The following is a 19,142-nucleotide window of genomic DNA, read 5'->3' as shown; positions in this document are numbered from 1 at the left end:
CACTGTGGGTAGGCACAGTTTGCCCGGCCCGGACGATTCCGACGACGAGCCCTTCGGACCCGCCGGTTCGGACGACTACGGCGACGACGCCGGGTTCTCGGACCATTCGTTCGACAGTTACGCCGATCCGGACGACGACGACTACGTCGACGACTATCACGAGGCGTACTTCGACGAGCCCTTCTCCGGCGAGACCGGCTATGACGCCGGGCCGCAACCCGGCGATGCCGACCCGGCCCAGTACATGCGCCGCGGCGCCGCCGAGGAGCAGTCGCGGTATCGGACCGGGCCTTTCGGTGCCATCGCCGGCCAGCCCGTTGCCGAGGCCGACGAAGACCCGGGCGGTGGGCACCGCAATCTCGACCGGTGGCGCCGGCATCGTAACGACTCCGGAACGCGCGGTGTCAGCGTCGGCGTGATCGCCGCGCTGGTCACCGTGGTCGTCGTGGTGGGCGCGGTGATCCTGTGGCGCTTCTTCGGCAATTCGCTGTCGCATCGCTCCGCGATCGCCGCCCGCAACTGCGCCGCCGGCGACCTGGCCGTTGCCGTCGTGGCGGATCCGTCGATCGCCGACCACGTACAGGGGTTCGCCGACCTGTTCAACAAGACCGCCAAGCCGATCGGCGACCGCTGTGTGTCGGTGCAGGTCAAGCCGGCCGATTCCGATGCCGTGGTCAGCGGCTTCCTCGGCGACTGGCCGGCCCAGCTCGGCCAGCGTCCGGCGCTGTGGATCCCCGGCAGCTCCATCTCCGCGGCCCGGTTGAAGACCGCCGCCGGCGCCGAGACGGTCAGCGACAGCCGGTCGCTGGTCACCTCGCCGGTGCTGCTGGCGGTTACTCCGCAGCTCAAAAGCGCTCTGCAGAAGCAGAGTTGGGCAAGCCTGCCGGACCTGCAGACCGACCCGGACGGGCTGGGCCCACTCGGCCTGGCCGGGTGGGGCTCGCTGCGGTTGGCGCTGCCCCTCGGCGGCAACGGCGACGCCGCATTCCTGGCCGGCGAGGCAGTGGCAGCCGGCGCCGTCCCCAAGGGCGCTCCTGCCACCGATGGTGTCGGGGCGGTGCACCGGCTTGCCGGCGGACAGCCGAAACTTGTCGACGCATCACTTGCCGAGGCAATGAACGTCCTTCTGCGCCCGGGAAATCCGGCGGCCTCTCCGGTGCATGCGGTGGTGACCACCGAACAGCAGCTGTTCACCCGGGGCAAGTCGCTGTCCGACCCGGCCACCGCGCTGGGTTCGTGGCGGCCGCCGGGGCCGGTGCCGGTCGCCGACTACCCCACCGTGTTGCTGGCCGGCTCAGGGTTGTCTCAGGAACAGGTCAGTGCCGCCAGCGAATTCGCCCGCTTCGCCCGTAAACCCGACCAGCTCGCCGAGCTGGCCAAGGCCGGCTTCCGGGTCGAGGGCGTCGCACCCCCGAGCAGTGACGTCACCGGGTTCCCCGCGGTGCCGGACACTCTTTCGGTCGGTGACGACGCGACGCGCGCCGCGTTGGCCAACGCCCTGACCACCCTGCCGGGCAGCGCCGCGGTCACGCTCATGCTCGACCAGTCGATGACCACCGACGAGGGCGGCAAGAGCCGTTTGGCGCACGTGATCGCCGCACTGGATCGGCGCATCAAGGAGCTGGCCCCGAATTCGACCGTTGGCCTGTGGACCTTCGACGGCACCGAGGGGCACAGTCTGGTCACCGCCGGCCCGCTGGACGAGCCGCTCAACGACGCCACCCGGGCGGACACCTTGATCAGCGAGCTCAACGAGCTCAGTTCGACGCCCGGCGGTGCGGTGTCCTTCACGACGCTGCGCATGGTGTACAACCAGGCCCTGGCCAATTACCGCCCGGGACAGTCCAACTCGGTGCTCGTCATCACCGCGGGTCCGCACACCGACCGGAGCCTGGACGGACCTGGGCTCGAGGAGTTCATTCGGTCCGCAACCGACCCGCAACGCCCCGTCGCCGTCAACGTCATCGACTTCGGTGCCGACGCCGATCAGGCGACGTGGCAGGCGGTGGCACAGCTGTCGGGCGGCACCTACCAGAACGTGCGCGCCGGGAACTCCCCCGAGCTCGGCGCAGCGCTGAACTCGCTGCTGGGTTAACCGTCGAGCATGTCGAGGATCTGCTGGGGCATGCTGACCAGCAGTTCGGTGAACGTGCCGCCGAAGGAGCCGACGCTGGCGCCGGCCAGGGTCAGCTGCCCGGCGACGAATCCCTCGAGCAGGTCGGCCAGGTAGGGGTTCACCCAGTCGCCGACCAGATCGCCGAGGTTGAGCGAGAAGGTGTCGACTCCCACGTAGGCGAGTACATCGCCGAGGTCGAGGCCGTTGAGCAACCAGGTCAGGTCCAGGCCGAGCGGGCCGTCGGTCAGCACCGCGCCCAATGGGCCGACGAGGTCGCTCACCAGGTCCCGCAGTGTCAGGTCGGCGACCGAGTCGGCGAAGCCGAGGTCGGTCAGGACGCCACCGATGGTCAGTTCGCCCAGCGACAGCAGCGCCTCGCCCACACTGCCCAGGACCGAACCGATGGAGTCATCGATCGCCAGATCGCCCAGTAGGTCACCGACTTGCAGAGTGTTGAGCAGGGCTTCCAGACCACCGGATCCCAGGAACTCGTCGGCGAGGCCGGTCAACAGCGGCCCGATGAGCGGAATGGGGTCGAACAGGTCGGCCGCGCCCTCCTGGAGCCAACCGCTCAGCTGGCCGAGCAGCCCAATGTCCGAGAGCAGGCTGCCGAGGTAGGCACTGGACAGGTCGCCCTCGCCGAGGCCGACGAGCAGGTGGCCCACGGCGAGGGGAATCGCGGCGTCGACCCCGAAGGCGCTCACCACGTCGGCGAACCGGAAGTCGCCGAGCGCAAGGTCGAGATCGAGGTCGCGGTAGAAGTCGGTGCCACCCCATTCGCTCAACAGAGCGGCCAGGCTGTACTGGCTCAATCCCAGATCGCCCAGGCCCAGTGACTCCAGCAGGTCGCCGAGCGTGCCGACGCCGGTGGCCCACGCCAGCAGGTCGCCCATGCCTTCGTCGCTGAGCCCGAGGCCGCTGAGCAGCGTGCCCACGGTCAGGGTGCCCAGCCGCACGTGCTCGATCACGGTGTCGAGGTCCATGCTGCCCAGATCGGGCATCTGCAGTCCCAGCATGTCCAGCACCCGGGACAGGTCGAGGTTGAGTTCCAGGTTCTGTTCGGGGGCAAGTACCCCGTTGTACATCGGAACGCTCATCGCGCCGCCCAGCAGGCTCACATCGCGCTGGCCGTTGAGGTAGGCGTCGAGAAGGGTGGCCGGGGCGTTGACCAACGCGGTCCATGCGGTCTTGGGGTCGCCCAGATCCTCGATCACGCCGAACAGCGCATCCAGGGTCGCCACGTGCGAAGTCAGGCCGGCGATCAGCAGTTCCAGCCCCGGCGAGAGCTGCACCGCGAGCGTCGCGGGAAGCGACGCGGTGTCGGTGTCGACCGCCAGGGTGAAGCTGCTGGCCGCATCGATCAGGCCCAGCGGGTTGGTGAACAGGGTGGTGAACACCTGGGCGAGGGCCGACCAGTCGGTTTGGGCACCGATGCGCTCGATGTTGTCCACGGTGTTGGCGAACAGGTCGCCGTAGGAGGCGGCCAGCGCCACGCTGGGCGCCACGGCGGGCGCCGGTGCCGGAACCGGTGCGGCCGTGACGATCCCGGCGCTCAGGAGGGCGATTCCCGCGACACAGGAGCGGGTCATGGGCTCCGTCATGGGTCCTCCTCGACGCACACCTCAGCCAGAATTCGGGTCAGGGCGATCCTAGACGCTTCGTTTGGTTGCGCTGAGACAATGCTGGCTATTTGCCGAAGGGCGTGCGAGCGCCGCCGCTCACGCGAAGGCCTCCACCGGGGGGCACGAGCAGACCAGATTGCGGTCGCCGTACGCACCGTCGATCCGGCGCACCGGGGGCCACACCTTCGGGCGGAAGCCACGGCCCAACGGGTAGGCGGCCTGCTCCCGCGGGTAGGGGTGCTCCCAGTCCTGCACCAGAAGGCACTCGGCGGTGTGCGGGGCGCCGCGCAGCGGGTTGTCGTCGGCGGTCCATTCGCCCGATGCCACCCGGTCGATTTCGCCGCGGATGGCGATCATGGCCGCGCAGAACGCATCGACTTCGGCCAGGCTCTCACTTTCGGTGGGCTCCACCATCAGCGTCCCGGCCACCGGGAAACTCATGGTCGGGGCGTGGAAGCCGTAGTCGGCCAGCCTCTTGGCGACGTCATCGACGGTCACTCCGGTGCGCTTGGTGATCTCCCGCAGGTCCAGGATGCATTCGTGGGCGACCATGCCGTTCTCCCCGGTGTAGAGCACCGGGTAGTACTCGTCGAGCCGGCGGGCGATGTAGTTCGCCGACGCGATTGCGGTCAGTGACGCCGCGCGCAGGCCGTCGGCCCCCATCATCCGGATGTAGGCCCAGGTGATCGGCAGGATCGATGCCGACCCGTACGGGGCCGCCGAGACCGGCGGACCGGCCGGCAACTCCGGGGCCAGCGGGTGCCCGGGCAGGAACCGCGCCAGATGTGCGCGCACCGCCACCGGCCCGACCCCGGGTCCGCCGCCGCCATGCGGGATGCAGAAGGTCTTGTGCAGGTTGAGGTGGCTGACATCGCCGCCGAATCTGCCGGGCCGGGCCAGCCCGACCAGCGCGTTGAGGTTGGCGCCGTCGACGTAGACCTGGCCGCCGGCGTCGTGGACGGCGGCACAGATCTCGGCGATGTCGTGCTCGTAGACCCCGTGCGTGGACGGGTAGGTGATCATCAACGCCGACAGCGCCGCGGCGTGTTCGGCGACCTTGCTGCGCAGATCGTCGAGGTCGACGTCGCCGTTCTCGCGGCAGGCCACCACCACCACGCGCATCCCGGCCAGTGCCGCCGAGGCGGCGTTGGTGCCATGTGCGCTGGACGGAATCAGGCAGACGTCGCGGTGGGACTCGCCGCGGCTGGCGTGGTAGGCGTGGATCGCCAGCAGGCCCGCGTACTCACCCTGCGAGCCGGCGTTGGGTTGCAGCGACACCGCGTCGTATCCGGTGATCGCCGCCAGCCAGGTCTCCAACTGCCCGATAAGCGTGCGCAGGCCCACGGCGTCGCCGGCCGGCGCGAACGGGTGCTGGCGGGCGAACTCTGGCCAGGTGATCGACTCCATCTCGGCGGCGGCGTTGAGCTTCATGGTGCACGACCCGAGCGGGATCATGCTGCGGTCCAAGGCGATGTCCTTGTCCGACAGCGAACGCAGGTAGCGCATCATCTCGGTTTCGGTCCGGTAGCGCGAAAATGCCGGGTGGGTCAGGAAGGGCGCGGTGCGGGTGGCGATCGGCACGCCGGTGGACTCGACCGGCGCCAGCCCGAACACCTCGAGTACCGCCGCGACGTGCGCGTCGGTGGTGGTCTCGTCGCAGGCCACCGAGACGTGGTCGGCGTCCACCCGCCACAGGTTGATCCCGCGGGCCTTGGCGGCGGCGATGATCTCGTCGGCGCGGCCCGGTACGCGGGCCAGCACGGTGTCGAAGTAGCGGTCGTGGACCAGCGCGTCACCGAGCGCGGCGCCGATCTTCTCCGCCTGTGCGTGCACGCGTTGCGCGATGCCGGTCAGGCCTTCGGGGCCGTGGTAGCTGGCGTACATCGCTGCCATCACCGCCAGCAGCACCTGCGCGGTGCAGATGTTGGAGGTGGCCTTGTCCCGGCGGATGTGTTGTTCGCGGGTCTGCAGCGCCAGCCGGTAGGCCTCGGCGCCGTCGCGATCCCGGGACACCCCGACCAGCCGGCCGGGCAGCTGACGGGCGTGGCCGGGGTGCACGGCCAGGTATCCGGCGTGCGGGCCGCCGAAACCCATCGGCACGCCGAAACGCTGCGCACTGCCGAATGCCACGTCCGCGCCGATCTCGCCGGGCGGGGTGAGCAGCGTCAGCGCCAGCAGGTCGGCGCCGACCGCCACCAGCGCGCCCCGCTCGTGGGCGGCGGCAATCAGCCCCGACCAGTCGGTGATCCGGCCGGAGGCCCCCGGCAACTGCACGATCACCCCGAAGAAGTCGCCGTCGGGAAGTCCGTCCCGCAGATCCGCGGTGACGATCTCGATGCGCAGCGGCTCGGCGCGGGTGGCCAGCACCGCGGCGGTCTGGGTGAACAGGTCGGAATCGACCAGCAGGCGGTGCGAGGTGCCGCGGGTCGCGCGGTGCATCAAGGTCATGGCCTCGGCGGCTGCGGTGCCCTCGTCGAGCATCGAGGCGTTGGCGATCTCGCACCCGGTGAGGTCGGCGATCATGGTCTGGAAGTTCAGCAGGGCTTCCAGCCGGCCCTGGCTGATCTCCGGCTGGTAGGGCGTGTACGCGGTGTACCAGGCCGGGTTCTGCATGATGTTGCGCAGCAGCACCGGCGGGGTGAGCGTGTCGTAGTAGCCCTGGCCGATCATCGACACCGCGACGGTGCTGGCGTCGGCCAGTCCCCGCAGTTCGGCCAGGGTCTGCGCCTCGCCCGCAGGGGCCGGCAGCACGTCTAGTCCCGGGGCGATGCCGTCGGCGCTCAGCGCGTCGCGGATGCCGGCCGGGACGGCCTTGCCGGCGAGCTCCTCCAACGAGGCGACGCCGATGGTGGCGAGCATCGTGCTGATCGCCGCGCTGTCCGGGCCGATGTGCCGGTCGACGAAGGTGGATGCGGTGTGCTCGGACACGTGGGACTCCTGGGCGCTAGACGATTTCGTGTCCTCCCCCTCTGTCGTCTGCCCGGCCCGGGCGCCTGAGAGATTCGGCGCCGGTGCAGGCGCCTTTCCCCATGGGCGGGTGTAGCCCGAACGGGCGCCACCGCTTTCCAGAGGCATCAATGCCGGCGCGGTCCGGGTGCCTGAGAGGTTGTCGGAGAGGTATTGCTCCTTCGGCGTCCGCGGCTGGCTGCCGCGGAACTCTCCCGCGCGAGGCTGATGCGGGCCTCATATTACCCGCCGGGCATCGCAGCCCGAGATGCGGCGAGCCGACGGCCGCGGCCTTGCCCCCGGAAAGGACTGTGCCCGTACCGCCCGGGGTGGTATGACTAAGACCAGGTTTGTCACATCACTACCAAAGGGGGCCGTCATGGGCACATTGCGACAGCGCATCGTCGACGATTTCACCGGAATCGTCGGTCGCCACGACGATCCCCGGGTCTATGGCGGCCGCCCGGGCGACCCGGGTCTGATCGGTCCGGGCAGCGTGTCCTGGGAGGTGAACGCCGACCTGGCCGCGGTGGCGCAGGCCGGGATGCCCGCGATCGTGCTGGAGATTCTTCATCCGTCGGTGATCGCCGGCGTGCAGGACCTCTCCAGCTACCGCCAGGATCCGTTCCGCCGCGCCCGCACCACCCTTGGCTACGTGTTGACCACGACCTTCGGCAATACCGACGCCGCAACGCAACTGATCGCGCAGGTCAAGTCCATTCACGCCCACGTGACCGGCAACCGGCCCGACGGGGTGGCCTACCGGGCACTGGACCCCGAACTGCTGGCCTGGGTGCACACCTGCATTCCCTGGATGATCATGCGGGCCTTCGAGCGCACGAATCGGCAGCTGAGCCCGCAGGAGCGTGATCGCTATCTGACCGAGCAGGCCACTATCGGTCTGATGGCCGGCGCCGAGTGGGTGCCCTCGACCATGCCGGAACTCGAGGACTACGTCCGCCGGATGCGCCCGCAGCTGAGCGTCAACTCCCAGACCCGTGAGTTCATCGAATTCCTGCTCACCTCCCCCTTCTTCCCCGAACTGCCCGGCCCGCTCGACCGCGGCCTGCACCGATTCACCATGTATTCGGGCATGAGCTATGCGCCGAGCTGGGCGCGCGAACTCATCGGTTTCGACCGCCCGTCGGCGCTGTCGCGGCGGCTCATCGGCCCGGCACTGCAGTTCGACGCCCGCCGCATCCGGTGGGCGTTCGGGACGCCGCCCTACGCGCGGTTGGCCGTCGAGCGCGCCCATGGTGTCGGCGCCGCGACCGCGGCCACGCCATGATCGAGTCGCAGTTCGTCACCGTGATCGGCCAGGCGGTAGCCGGATCGCCCGGCGAGCGCGCCACCGACCCGACCGCCGAGCGCATCCTCGACGCGGCGGTTCAGGAGGCCGCGACGGTGGGACTGCGGCGCATCACCATCGAGGATGTGGTCCGGCGCGCGGGCGTGTCGCGCATGACGGCTTACCGCCGCTATCCGCGGCGCGAGGATCTGATCCAGGCGCTGATCCACCGGGAGACGCAGCGCTTTCTCGCGACGGTGGCCCATGCCATCGACAGCACGCCCGAACCGCATGGTGTCGCGGAGGCCTTTGTGGCCGCCGTGGCCTTCGCCCGCGAGCACCCGATGCTGAGCCGGGCCGGGCAGTTCGGGTCGCCGCCGGCCGGCGACTCCGCGGACCTGCTGGCGATGGGGTCGGCGTTCATCGCCAATTACCTGCACGGCGACTCCCCCGGCAGGCCCAGCCAGTCGGTGCGCTGGGTGGCCGACGTATTCGCCCGGCTGTTCCTCACCTATGTCTCGATGCCGTCCACCGACCCGGACTTTCGCGATGACGCGGCCCTGCGCCGCTTCGCCCACGAAGTGCTCACGCCGATGGCCGAACGCGCCGTCGGATAAAACCTGGCCCGCGGGGCGCTAGCCGGTTTTGCGGTCGCGGAACTTGCGACGGCTGGCCAGCTCGTCTTCCGGCGAGGCGATCGACTCGCCGCCGTCGGCGCGCTCGCCGGGGAACTCCGAGATCACCCCGGTCAGCTCCCGCATCGCCCCGGATACCGCGATGCCGAACACGCCCTGGCCGCCCTGCAGCAGGTCCACGACTTCCTCGGCCGAAGTGCACTCGTAGACCGTGGTGCCGTCGGAGAACAGCGTGATGTTGGCGAGATCCTGCACCCCGCGCTCCCGCAGGTGGTCGACGGCGATCCGGATGTTATGCAACGAGATTCCGGTGTCGAGCAGTCGCTTCACGATCTTGAGCACCAGGATGTCTTTGAACGAGTACAGCCGCTGGCTGCCCGAGCCGGCCGCGCCGCGGATGGAGGGCACCACCAGCGAGGTGCGGGCCCAGTAGTCGAGCTGGCGGTAGGTGATGCCGGCGATCTGGCAGGCACTGGGACCGCGGTAGCCGACGAGCTCGTCGGGAACGGAGTCGTCGGGGAACAGACCGCCCTGAACGGGTTGTTCGACGGCGGCCGGAGCCGCGGGGACGTCGCGGTCACCCGTGTCGGACTGACCTGTGAAGTCCAGCTGATCCTGCCCCGGTTGGTCGCCCACGATGCTTCCTCTCGCCGATCGCGCTCGTTGCCACTGGCTGGCCGGTGGCCGCGTTTGCTCTTGCCCGAGTTGGTCGTGAGCATACGCCGTTCGACGAGCTGCCGTGCAGTTGTTCCCGCCGTGGCTCAAGTATGGCGCTTGCGATTTCCGCGCGTCGCTTCCAGATGGGCGTGTCGTGTTGACGCGGAGAGATGAGACGTATCTGTGACGAGGCTGAGGCCGCCGCGCCGGGTCAGGTTGCTTTGAAATCGTCGGGCGACACGCTATCGAGGAATTCCTTGAACTTCTCCACCTCGTCTTCGCGTACCGCGCCAGAGCTCTCTTCGTCGCCCTCGTCGGGAATCAGCAGGCCGGCCTCGGCCAGCACCGCTTCCTCGACATAGATCGGCACGCCCACCCGCAGCGCGATCGCCACCGAATCCGACGGGCGCGCCGAAACGGTGATGTCGCGGTCGAAGATCAGGTCGGCGTAGAAGGTGCCCTCCTGCAGGTCGACGATTCGGACCTCCTTGAGGGAATGTCCGAGCGCGCCGATCAGGTCACGGATCAGGTCGTGGGTCAGGGGCCGGGCCGGCTCCACACCCTGCTGCTCCAGGGCGATGGCGGCAGCTTCGGCCTGCCCGATCCAAATCGGGAGATATCGGTCACCGTCAGCCTCACGCAGCAGCAGCACCGGCTGGTTCTGCGGCTGCTCGACGCGGATGCCGACCACGCGTACTTCACCCATCTCCAGTCGCCCTCCGCGCTCGCCGGTGTCCCAAGTCCTTATGCGTCCCAGTATGACTCGCCGCGAAACCTCCGGTCGCCAGAACCGCGTGCCGCGCAACGAGCCGCCCAGGGAAGTCTAGTCCTCAGCCGTGCAGTACGTCGTGTACCGCAGACTTGAGCAGCGCGGTGTGCAGGGCGATCGCCAGCGCCGCGACCTCACGCGCCAAATCGTCGGCCCGGTCGCGGGCGCCCGCCTTGCCGCCCTTGACCAGCGGTCCGGCGATCTGGGCGATCAGGTCGGATTGCCGGTCGGCCGCGGACCGGAAAGCCCGCAGGTGCCGCGGTTCCACGCCGAAGTCGGCCAGGCCCCGCGCGCACTGGACGATGACGACCGCGTGCTCGTCGAACAGCCCACCCGGCCCGGCGGTGATCACACCGGACCGGACCAAAGCTGTCAGCAGCGCGTCATCGCCGCCCGACCGCGTCAGCAGATCCTCGCGGCTCAGCCGGACCTGCCGGGGCGGCGTGGGCAGCGCGGCCTGACCGGCGGCCGAACCGTCCGCCGCGACCAGGCGCGGCGCGGGGTAGGGCGAGTCCGGCGCGGGCAGCGCGCCGTCCGGTTCGGAGTCCAGCCGCGCCTTGATCACCTTCAACGGCAGGTAGTGGTCGCGTTGCGCGGTCAGCACGTACCGCAACCTGGCGCAGTCATAGGCGCTGAACCGGCGGTAGCCGGACGCCGAGCGCTGCGGCATGACGAGCCCCTCGGTTTCCAGGAAGCGAATCTTGGAGACCGTGACATCGGGAAAATCCTTCCGGAGCAGGTCGAGCACCGCTCCGATCGACATCCCGGCCAATTCAGGGCTGTCGGGCGCGCCCACTAGCTGCCCGGCCCGGCCTCGGCTTCACCCGTCTTCGGGCCGGTCAGGAACACCAGACGGAACTTGCCCACCTGCACCTCGTCACCGTTGACCAGCACGGCCGAGTCGACCGGCTCCCGGTTGACGTAGGTGCCGTTGAGGCTGCCGACGTCGACGACCTGAAACTCGTTGCCCTCCAGCCGGAACTCGGCGTGCCGGCGGCTGACCGTGACGTCGTCGAGGAAGATGTCGCTGTCGGGGTGGCGGCCGGCCGCGGTGACCGGCTGGTCGAGCAGGAACCGCGATCCGGCGTTGGGACCCCGCTTGACGACCAGCAGCGCCGAACCCGCAGGCAGCCCCTCCACGCCTGAGGTCAGGCTCTCGCCGCCCGTCTGCGCGGGGGCGTCGAGTTCGCTGAGGAAGTCAGCACGGAAAACCGATGTGGTTTCCACCGTGACCTCGTCGCCTGCCTGGTCTTGCCCCGTCGCCGGGTCCTTCTGCGTCACCCGCTACTCCTCACTGGCCGCTGTTGTGGCTACCTGGTCGCGCCCGCCGGACATCTCTTGCGCCCAACCCTGAATCGTTGAGTCGACCGTACCGCGCAGCGGACCGTCATGTCCCCCGCACCGCGGGATCGTGTCGCCGGATACCCGGCGCGTCCCGGCAGGCAGGTTAACAATCGTCATTCCGACAGCGTCGCGCGGTAGGCGTCGGCGGACAACAATCCCGACAGACTCTGCTCCAGCGCCGCCGAATCCGCATTGGCCACCTGAAGTTCCACCAGCCAGCCGGCGCCATAGGGGTCGGAGTTCACCAGTTGGGGGTTGGCGTCCAGTTCGGCGTTGACCGCGCTCACCGACGCGGTGATCGGGGCATACAGGTCCGAGACCGACTTGGTGGACTCCACCTCGCCGAACGGCTCGCCGGCGCTGACCCCGGTGCCCGCGGCGGGCAACTGCACGAAGACGACGTCACCCAGGGCGGCCTGCGCGAAATCGGTGATGCCCACCTGGACGGTGTCCGGGCCGGTGCGGCGGACCCACTCGTGCTCAGCGGTGTAGTACAGGTCGGCGGGAACTAAACTTTCCGAGCTCACAGTGATCGTGCTCCTTGCGCGGTCGGGCTCACTTGACTGGCTGAGCGTATTGGCGCGGTTTCGGTTGCCGCAACACGGTCACCTCCACATGCTCGGTCTGCTGCACTCCCGTGGCGCCGCCCAGCCGCCTGACACTGTCGACGGCCCCGCCGGGAATGTTCATGGCGGCGGCCAAAGTCGGGGGATCTCCAATGGCCAGAACCGAATACGGGGGCGTCAACGCGGTGCCGTCGAACTCCAGCGCGCCGGGCGTGCCGGCCACCCACGAGTCCACCCCGATGCGCACCGCCCTGGTGGCGTCGCGAACCTCCATCGCCTCAGCGCCGGCCGCCCGCAGCTCGTTGATCACGTCGAGCATCGTCTCGGGGGCAACACCGCGGGCCGGATCGTCGACGGTGATCACCACTCCCGGCCCGACCGCTCCCACGGTGCCGATCATGATCGCCAGAGCCGACAGCCGGGCCTGGGCGTTTTCGATGGCGGCCTGGTCGCTGCTGCCGGACTCCTGCAGCGCGTCGAGCGTCTGCTGCAATTCGGCTATCTCGGTGTTGAGCGTGGCCTCGCGCTGACGCAACGAATCCAGCAGCACCAGCAGGTCGGCGGGCCGGGCCGCCTCCAGGGCGTCCTCGGAGTCGTGCTGCCGGACTTGGGTGGCAATCGCCACTCCCAGCAGCAGGCACAGCAGCAACCCCAGCACGCTGAACAGTGGTCCGGAGCGGCCGCGCCCGGGCGGTCCGCCATCCCCGTGGGCCGGCTGCGGCAACTCGTGCCTGCCGTGCGGCGCCGGATCGGTGCTACTCATGGACCTCAGGCCCCGAACAGTCGCCGCCGCAGCGCTGCGGCGTTGCCGAAGATGCGGATTCCCAGCACCACGATGATCGCCGTCGAGAGCTGGGTGCCGACCCCCAGCTGGTCCCCGAGATACACAATCAGGGCCGCGACCAGCACGTTGAACACGAACGACACCACGAACACCTTCGCGTCGAAGATGCGCTCGAGGTAGGCGCGCAGGCCGCCGAACACGGCGTCGAGCGCCGCCACGACGGCTATCGGCAGATACGGCTGCACCACCTCGGGAACGCTGGGGTGAAAGACCAGACCCAGCACGATGCCGGCGATCAGCGCCGCGATACCGATCATCGAAGAATCACTCCAGCCTCCCGACCCCGCCCCTGACGGGCAACCACTCCGGCGACACCGCATCCCGCAGCGCAAGCTTGCGTCACGACGCCCCTAGTTGTCGGGCGAACCGGACATCTCGCACCGATCCGGCCGGCAGGGTGATGTCGCCGGTGCTGCGGCCGTCGACGCGAACCACCACCCCGTAAGACGCCTCCAGCAGCCGCAACCGGTAGAGCCCGGGGCTGCGGTCGAAGGCGTTGCGCAGTTCCCGGGGCGCTCCGATGGCCTGCACGGTGTAGGGACTGCTGATGGGCTTGTTGTCGACCAGGATGGCACCGCCGGCCTGCCGGATCGTGACATTGGGGCCGATGCGCACGTCGCCGACGGCGATCGCCTCGGCGCCGCTGGCCCACAGCGAGTTGACCACCAACTGCAGGTCGCGGTCCAAGATGATCTGCTGGCTGCCCGACACCCGCTGTTTGGAGGCATCGGAGAGGTTTCGCCCGGCGCCGGGATCGGTCACCGTGATGGTGACCCCGGGACCGGTCACCCGGGTGCTCCCGCTTTCCAGGCTGAGCGCGTCGAGACCGGCCAGCACGCCGCGTCCCTGGGCGTCGTCGGCCAGCCGGTGCCGGCGCAGTTCGTCGACGCGGTTGGCGTAGCCGTCGCGTTTGTCGACCAGCTTGCCGGTGGCGCCCTCAGCTGCCCGCACGTTGGTCGCCAGCACCTGTTGGGCATCGCGCTCGCCGGGCGCCACCAGGCGGGCCTGCGCGACGGCCAGGGCGAAGACCGACGCCAGCAGCAGCGCCGCCACGGCCTCCCAGACCCAGCCGGCCATCCGGGTGCCGGCGGTGGCGGGCCCGGCACGGTGCTGGCGCCGGGCGGCCGCCGCGGCATAGCCCGGATCGAGGTGTTCGGACAGCAGCGAGCGCAGCAGGGACGGCACCGCGAACCGCTGCGGCCCCGCCGCGTGGGCGCCCGAGGCGCCCTGGGCGTCGTAGCCGCTGAGCGCGAAGAACGGCTCAGCCACCGGAGACCTTCGGCATGGTGCGCACCACCAGCCGCACCTGCAGCAGGTACAGCACGAAAGCCCACAGGTACATGCCCAGACCCCAGATCAGGAAACCCCAGCCCGCCGAGAGCACCACCCGGCTGGCCAGCGTGTCCCACTGCCCCAGCAGGATCAACGGGAACGCCGACATCAGCGCGAAGGTGCCCGCCTTGCCGACATAGGTCACCGGCAGCGCCGTCAGTCCGCGGCTGCGCAGCACCGGCAGGGTCGCGGCCAGCAGCAGGTCGCGGACCAGCAGCGTGGCGATCACCGCCCAGGGCACCAGTCCACGCACCCCGAAGGCGAGCGGAATGGCGATCATGTAGAGCCGGTCGATGGCCGGGTCCAGCAGGGCGCCCAGCGCCGAGGACTGATTCAGCAGCCGAGCCAGTTTGCCGTCGACCCAGTCCGAGGCACCGCTGAGCATCAGGATCGCCACCGCCGGTCCGTCCGCACGGGCGACCAGCAGCAGGTAGAGGAAGACGCCGATCAGAACCAGACGGGCCAGGCTGACGACGTTGGGGACCGTCAGCACCCGGTCTTGGGTTTGCTCGGAGCCCGACGCGGCAGGCATCCCGGCCCCCTAGCGGAAGATCCCGGGCAGACTCAGCGCATCCATGCTGTCGTCGCTGAGCGGGTTGTCCCGAACCATGTAGGTCCACGTCGAGGTGGGCCGCGCCAGCTTCGACAGGTCGACACCGGGCTCGGACTCGATCGCGTCCGAGGTCTCCAGGGTCTGCTGGGATGCCTCGATGGCGTCGGCGGCCAGCGAGGCGAACGCGTCCAGGGCCAACCGGTGGAACTCGTCGAGCGGGTTCTGGCGGCCCAGCGCGCGCAGGTGGATGCTCTCGCGGATGTCGGCCAGGTAGGCCAGGTGGTCGGCCCAGCCGCGGTCCAGGTGATACAGCATGATCAGCCGGCAGATCTTCTCCAGCTTGGCCTCGGCGTCCTCCCCCAGCTGCTTGGTCAGTTCGGCGTAACGCTTCGGGGTGAGCTCGGCCAGCTCCTCGCGGGCCGCCGGGGTGGACAGCAGCGTGTTGCGGCGCTCCACGATGATGGCGCGCTGCTGGGCGATCAGCTGGTTGTAGCGCCAGGTGTTGGCGTGGATGTCGAGGAGCTTGCCCTCGGCGATGCGCTGCGCGTGATCGAGCAGCCCGGCGGCCTTGGGGCTCAGGATCCGGCCGTCCTCGTCGGTCTCCGTCGGCAGCTTGTTGGCTTCCAGGTTGGTCGCGGCGACGTCGTCCTCCCAGCTGGAGAAGAACACCGACGACCCCGGGTCACCCTGGCGGCCGGCCCGGCCGCGCAGCTGGTTGTCGAGTCGCTGGGTGTGCTGGCGGCCGGTGCCGATCACGTGCAGGCCGCCGAGTTCGACGATCTGGTCGTGGTCGGTCTCGTCCGATCCGCCCAGCCGGATGTCGGTGCCCCGGCCGGCCATCTGCGTGGAGACGGTGACCACCCCGAGGTTGCCGGCCTCGGCGATCACCGTGGCCTCCTCGGCGTCGTTCTTGGCGTTGAGGACCACCGCCGGGACACCGCGCCTGCGCAGCCGCTCGCAGAGTTCCTCGGATTCGGCGACGTCATGGGTTCCGACCAGCACCGGCTGCCCGGTGGCGTGCACCTCGACGATGTGGGCGACGATGGCGTCGTTCTTGGCCGCGGCGGTGATGTAGACCCGGTCGGCCTCGTCTTCGCGGATGTTGGGCATGTTCGGCGGGATGGGTGAGACGCCCAGCTGGTAGAACTGGCGCAGCTGCTCGCCGGCCGCCAGCGCCGTCCCGGTCATGCCGCACACGGTCGGATACCGGTTGACCAGGGCCTGCACCGTGATGGTGTCGAGCACCTCGCCGGTCTCGGTGGTCTCGATGCCCTCCTTGGCCTCCACCGCGGCCTGCAGGCCGTCCGGCCAGCGCTGCAGGGCGGCGATCCGGCCGCGGGAGGCGTTGATCAGCTGCACCTTGCCGTCGCGGACGATGTAGTGCACATCGCGCTGCAGCAGCACGTGGGCGTGCAGGGCCACGTTGATCTCGGTCAGCGTGGAGACCACGTGCTCCTCGGAGTACAGGTCGATGCCGCCGAGCGCCTTCTCGACCTTGCGTGCGCCGGCCTCGGTGAGGTGGATGTTGCGCCGGTCCTCGTCGGAGTCGTAGTCCCGGCCCGGCGTGAGGCGGCCGACCAGCTCGACGATCTCCATCCGGGGCTTCTCCCGGTGGGTGGTGCCGGCCAGCACCAGCGGCACCAGCGCTTCGTCGACCAGCACCGAGTCGGCCTCGTCGATCAGTGCGACGTCGGGGTTGGGCGAGACCAGGTCCTCGACGTCGGTGACCAGCTGGTCGCGCAGGACGTCGAAGCCGATCTCGTTGATCGAGGCGTAGGTGACGTCGCACTGGTAGGCCGCGCGCCGCTCGGCCGCGGTGGAGTCCTCGGTGATCCATCCGACGGAGACGCCGAGCGCGGCCAGCAGCGGCCCCATCCATTCGGCGTCGCGCCGGGCCAGGTAGTCGTTGATGGTGACCACGTGCACGTGCCGGCCGCCGATGGCGTAGCCGGCGGCAGCGATCGCACCGGACAGCGTCTTGCCCTCACCGGTGGCCATCTCGACCACATCCCCGGCCAGCATCCGCAGCGCCCCCTGCAGCTGGACGTCGAACGGGCGCATCCCGATGCTGCGCTCGGCGGCCTCGCGGGCGATCGCCAAGAACTGCGGGATGTCTGGCGAGTCGGCCAGATCTTTGAGTTTGAGCAGTTGCGCGGCTTTGCGCAGTTGTTCGTCGTCGAGCCCCGCGGCCTTGTCGGCGTATTCGGCGGCCGCCGTGACCTCGGCCATCGAGCGACTCTGGTTCTTCTCAGTGCTGGCGCCCAGCAGTTTCCAGAATTTCCCGCTGAGCCGACCCGACTTGGATCGCGTTCCGGAGACAGTCTTGGAGGTGTTAGCCACAGCACAACGGTACGCGGTGGCCGTCGCCGCGAGGCCGGGGGCACCGGGGGTGCGGCATTGCTTATCCGGCGCGACGGGGCACAGCTGGGGTAGGTTTCGCACGGGATTTCTCGATTCGGATACCGGCCCCGACGCGGTTGCGGCGGTAGGGGCGGCAAGGAGACTTCAGCAGTGGATTCGAAGCTGTTCACTCCATCCATCGACTGGGCGCAGGCATTGCCCGAATCGCTGGTGTGGATCGCCCTGGCCTGGACCATCAGCGCCATCGGTGTTGTGGCGGTGGCGGCCGTACTGCGCGTCACCACCCGGTGGGGACGCCAGTTCTGGGAGATCAGCGGCGCGTACTTCACCGGCCGCGACAGCCTGCGGGTCTGGCTGATGCTGGGCGTGCTGCTGCTCTCGGTGATCACCGCCGTCCGGCTCAACGTGCTGTTCAGCTACCAGGGCAACGACATGTACTCGTCGCTGCAGACCGCGTTCCAGGGCGCCGCCGGCAACGACGAGGCCGTCAAACAGTCCGGCGTGCACGGCTTCTGGGTGTCGATCGGCATCTTCAGCCTGATGGCGGTGCTGCACGTGGCACGGGTGATGCTCGACATCTACCTGACCCAGCACTTCATGGTGAACTGGCGCATCTGGCTCACCGAACGGCTGACCGGGGACTGGTTGTCCGGCCGCGCCTACTACCGGGCGCATTTCATCAAGCCCCCGCTGGACCCCGCCGTGGGAGAAGCCCTCGAAGGCGCCGTCGACAACCCCGACCAGCGGATTCAGCAGGACATCGACATCTTCACCGCGGGTAACGGCGCGAACGCCAACGCACCGGCCAACGGCACCGGCAGCACCCTGCTGTTCGGCGCCGTGCAGTCCATGGTCACGGTGGTGTCCTTCACGGCCATCCTGTGGAATCTGTCGGGCACCCTGACGGTCTTCGGGGTCGACATTCCGCGCGCGATGTTCCTGATCGTCCTGGTCTATGTCGCCGTCGCGACCATCGTCGCGTTCTGGATCGGCCGTCCCCTGATCCGGCTGAGCTTCCGCAACGAGCTCACCAACGCCGCCTTCCGGTATGCGCTGGTGCGAGTGCGTGACGCCGCCGAGTCCGTGGCGTTCTACCGGGGCGAGCTCGCGGAACGGATCCAGCTGCGGACCCGGTTCCGCGCGATCATCGCCAACTATCTGCAGTTCGTGAACCGCACCATCGGATTCGCCGGCTGGAACCTGTCGGTGAGCCAGGCGATCGTGCCGCTGCCCTGGGTGATCCAGGCACCGCGGCTGTTCTCCGGGCAGATCATGTTCGGTGGTGTGGCGCAGACCGCGACGGCGTTCGGCAACATCTCCGACTCGCTGTCGTTCTTCCGCAACGCCTACGACAACTTCGCGGGCTACCGGGCCTCGATCATCCGTCTGCACGGGCTGGTGGAGGCCAACCGCGAGGCGCGCGGGCTTCCCGAGCTGCTGGTCAAACCCAGCCCGGACGACACCGTGACCCTCGAGGGCGTCGAGGTGCGCAAGCCCGACGGAGTTCCCCTGGTCGAAGCGCTCGATGTGCACCTGGCTGTCGGCGACGCGCTGATGATCTCGGGTCCGTCGGGCAGCGGCAAGACCACGCTGCTGCGCAGCCTGGCCCAACTGTGGCCGTACGCGTCGGGCACCCTGCGGCGTCCGGATGCGGCCAACGCCACGATGTTCATCTCGCAGCTGCCCTACATCCCGCTGGGCGATCTGCGCTCGGTGGTGTGCTACCCGCTGGCCGCCGGCGAGGTCACCGACGCCGAGATCGCCGAGACGCTGGTCAAGGTGTCACTGCCCAATCTGCTCGACCGGCTCGACGACGTCGAAGACTGGGTCAAGGTGCTCTCCCCCGGTGAGCAGCAGCGGGTGGCTTTCGCCCGGATTCTGTTGACCCGGCCCAAAGCGGCGTTCCTCGACGAGTCGACGTCGGCGCTCGACGAAGGCCTGGAGATGACCCTGTACCGCCTGCTGCGCGCCGAACTGCCCGACACCATTGTGGTGAGCGTCAGCCATCGGCACACGCTGCGCCAGCACCATCACCATGTGCTGGAGCTGCGCGGCCAGGGCCGGTGGGACCTCGTCCCGGTGTAGCCCGCCAGCCGCACTCCACCGCGA

Annotated in this window: 16 protein-coding genes and 1 riboswitch; of the genes, 4 read left to right on the top strand and 12 right to left on the bottom strand. The window is 69.3% G+C overall.

Features of this window, described 5'->3' with window-relative positions:
- Positions 1-4 precede the first annotated feature (4 nt).
- Positions 5-2,095 carry a vWA domain-containing protein gene (locus tag G6N14_RS07020; protein ID WP_085136826.1) on the top strand — a complete coding sequence of 697 codons (2,091 nt, stop codon included), beginning with the start codon at positions 5-7 and terminating at the stop codon, positions 2,093-2,095.
- Here the strand turns inward: G6N14_RS07020 and G6N14_RS07015 are convergent.
- Both G6N14_RS07015 and gcvP read right to left on the bottom strand, forming a co-directional pair.
- Positions 2,092-3,717, bottom strand: coding sequence for a hypothetical protein (locus G6N14_RS07015; RefSeq protein ID WP_133054944.1), 1,626 nt, complete (start codon positions 3,715-3,717; stop codon positions 2,092-2,094). The two genes, G6N14_RS07020 and G6N14_RS07015, sit on opposite strands and share 4 nt — an antisense overlap.
- A gap of 117 nt (positions 3,718-3,834) precedes the next feature.
- Positions 3,835-6,666, bottom strand: coding sequence for an aminomethyl-transferring glycine dehydrogenase (gene gcvP / locus G6N14_RS07010; RefSeq protein WP_085136828.1), 2,832 nt, complete (start codon positions 6,664-6,666; stop codon positions 3,835-3,837).
- Between the two features lie 148 nt (positions 6,667-6,814).
- Positions 6,815-6,912: riboswitch (glycine riboswitch) on the bottom strand.
- 151 nt (positions 6,913-7,063) lie between these two features.
- On the opposite strand from gcvP, the gene G6N14_RS07005 reads away from it, so the two are divergent.
- Both G6N14_RS07005 and G6N14_RS07000 read left to right on the top strand, forming a co-directional pair.
- Positions 7,064-7,972 (top strand): oxygenase MpaB family protein, encoded by a 909-nt coding sequence (locus G6N14_RS07005; protein WP_234809002.1) that lies wholly within the window; start codon positions 7,064-7,066, stop codon positions 7,970-7,972.
- Positions 7,969-8,589 (top strand): TetR/AcrR family transcriptional regulator, encoded by a 621-nt coding sequence (locus tag G6N14_RS07000; RefSeq protein WP_085136830.1) that lies wholly within the window; start codon positions 7,969-7,971, stop codon positions 8,587-8,589. Before G6N14_RS07005 ends, G6N14_RS07000 begins: the two co-directional genes overlap by 4 nt.
- A gap of 18 nt (positions 8,590-8,607) precedes the next feature.
- Here G6N14_RS07000 and G6N14_RS06995 read toward each other — a convergent pair whose 3' ends face one another.
- The 10 genes from G6N14_RS06995 to secA2 all read right to left on the bottom strand — a co-directional run bounded on the left by G6N14_RS06995 (position 8,608) and on the right by secA2 (position 17,012).
- Positions 8,608-9,243: a MerR family transcriptional regulator gene (locus tag G6N14_RS06995; RefSeq protein WP_085136831.1), complete on the bottom strand. Its 636-nt coding sequence runs from the start codon at positions 9,241-9,243 to the stop codon at positions 8,608-8,610.
- 232 nt (positions 9,244-9,475) lie between these two features.
- On the bottom strand, positions 9,476-9,970 hold the full coding sequence (locus G6N14_RS06990) for a bifunctional nuclease family protein (protein WP_085136832.1): 495 nt from the start codon (positions 9,968-9,970) through the stop codon (positions 9,476-9,478).
- 124 nt (positions 9,971-10,094) lie between these two features.
- Positions 10,095-10,829, bottom strand: coding sequence for a transcriptional regulator FtsR (gene ftsR, locus G6N14_RS06985; RefSeq protein ID WP_085136833.1), 735 nt, complete (start codon positions 10,827-10,829; stop codon positions 10,095-10,097).
- Positions 10,829-11,314, bottom strand: a complete 486-nt coding sequence (gene garA, locus G6N14_RS06980; RefSeq protein ID WP_085136834.1) for a glycogen accumulation regulator GarA — start codon at positions 11,312-11,314, stop codon at positions 10,829-10,831. The genes ftsR and garA overlap by 1 nt, the downstream gene beginning before the upstream one ends.
- A 176-nt stretch (positions 11,315-11,490) precedes the next feature.
- A complete protein-coding gene (gene gcvH, locus G6N14_RS06975) occupies positions 11,491-11,904 on the bottom strand; it encodes a glycine cleavage system protein GcvH (protein WP_085129235.1) in 414 nt (137 codons plus the stop codon).
- 28 nt (positions 11,905-11,932) lie between these two features.
- Positions 11,933-12,706 carry a DUF881 domain-containing protein gene (locus G6N14_RS06970; RefSeq protein WP_085136835.1) on the bottom strand — a complete coding sequence of 258 codons (774 nt, stop codon included), beginning with the start codon at positions 12,704-12,706 and terminating at the stop codon, positions 11,933-11,935.
- Positions 12,707-12,711: 5 nt separating this feature from the next.
- Positions 12,712-13,044: a small basic family protein gene (locus G6N14_RS06965; protein WP_013828851.1), complete on the bottom strand. Its 333-nt coding sequence runs from the start codon at positions 13,042-13,044 to the stop codon at positions 12,712-12,714.
- An 82-nt stretch (positions 13,045-13,126) separates the two neighbouring features.
- Positions 13,127-14,056, bottom strand: coding sequence for a DUF881 domain-containing protein (locus G6N14_RS06960; RefSeq protein WP_085136836.1), 930 nt, complete (start codon positions 14,054-14,056; stop codon positions 13,127-13,129).
- The gene (locus G6N14_RS06955) at positions 14,049-14,651 is read right to left on the bottom strand and encodes a CDP-alcohol phosphatidyltransferase family protein (protein WP_085136837.1); all 603 of its coding nucleotides are present in this window, start codon (positions 14,649-14,651) and stop codon (positions 14,049-14,051) included. The genes G6N14_RS06960 and G6N14_RS06955 overlap by 8 nt, the downstream gene beginning before the upstream one ends.
- Positions 14,652-14,660: 9 nt before the next feature.
- Positions 14,661-17,012, bottom strand: a complete 2,352-nt coding sequence (secA2, locus tag G6N14_RS06950) for an accessory Sec system translocase SecA2 (protein WP_085136838.1) — start codon at positions 17,010-17,012, stop codon at positions 14,661-14,663.
- A 171-nt stretch (positions 17,013-17,183) separates the two neighbouring features.
- On the opposite strand from secA2, the gene G6N14_RS06945 reads away from it, so the two are divergent.
- Positions 17,184-19,118: an ABC transporter ATP-binding protein/permease gene (locus G6N14_RS06945; protein WP_085136839.1), complete on the top strand. Its 1,935-nt coding sequence runs from the start codon at positions 17,184-17,186 to the stop codon at positions 19,116-19,118.
- Positions 19,119-19,142: the final 24 nt, after the last annotated feature.

Origin of the sequence: Mycolicibacter hiberniae (assembly GCF_010729485.1) — a bacterium.
Classification (GTDB): Bacteria; Actinomycetota; Actinomycetes; order Mycobacteriales; family Mycobacteriaceae; genus Mycobacterium; species Mycobacterium hiberniae.
The sequence above is the reverse complement of the archived record's forward strand: the minus strand, read 5'-3'. Positions and strand labels throughout refer to the sequence as shown.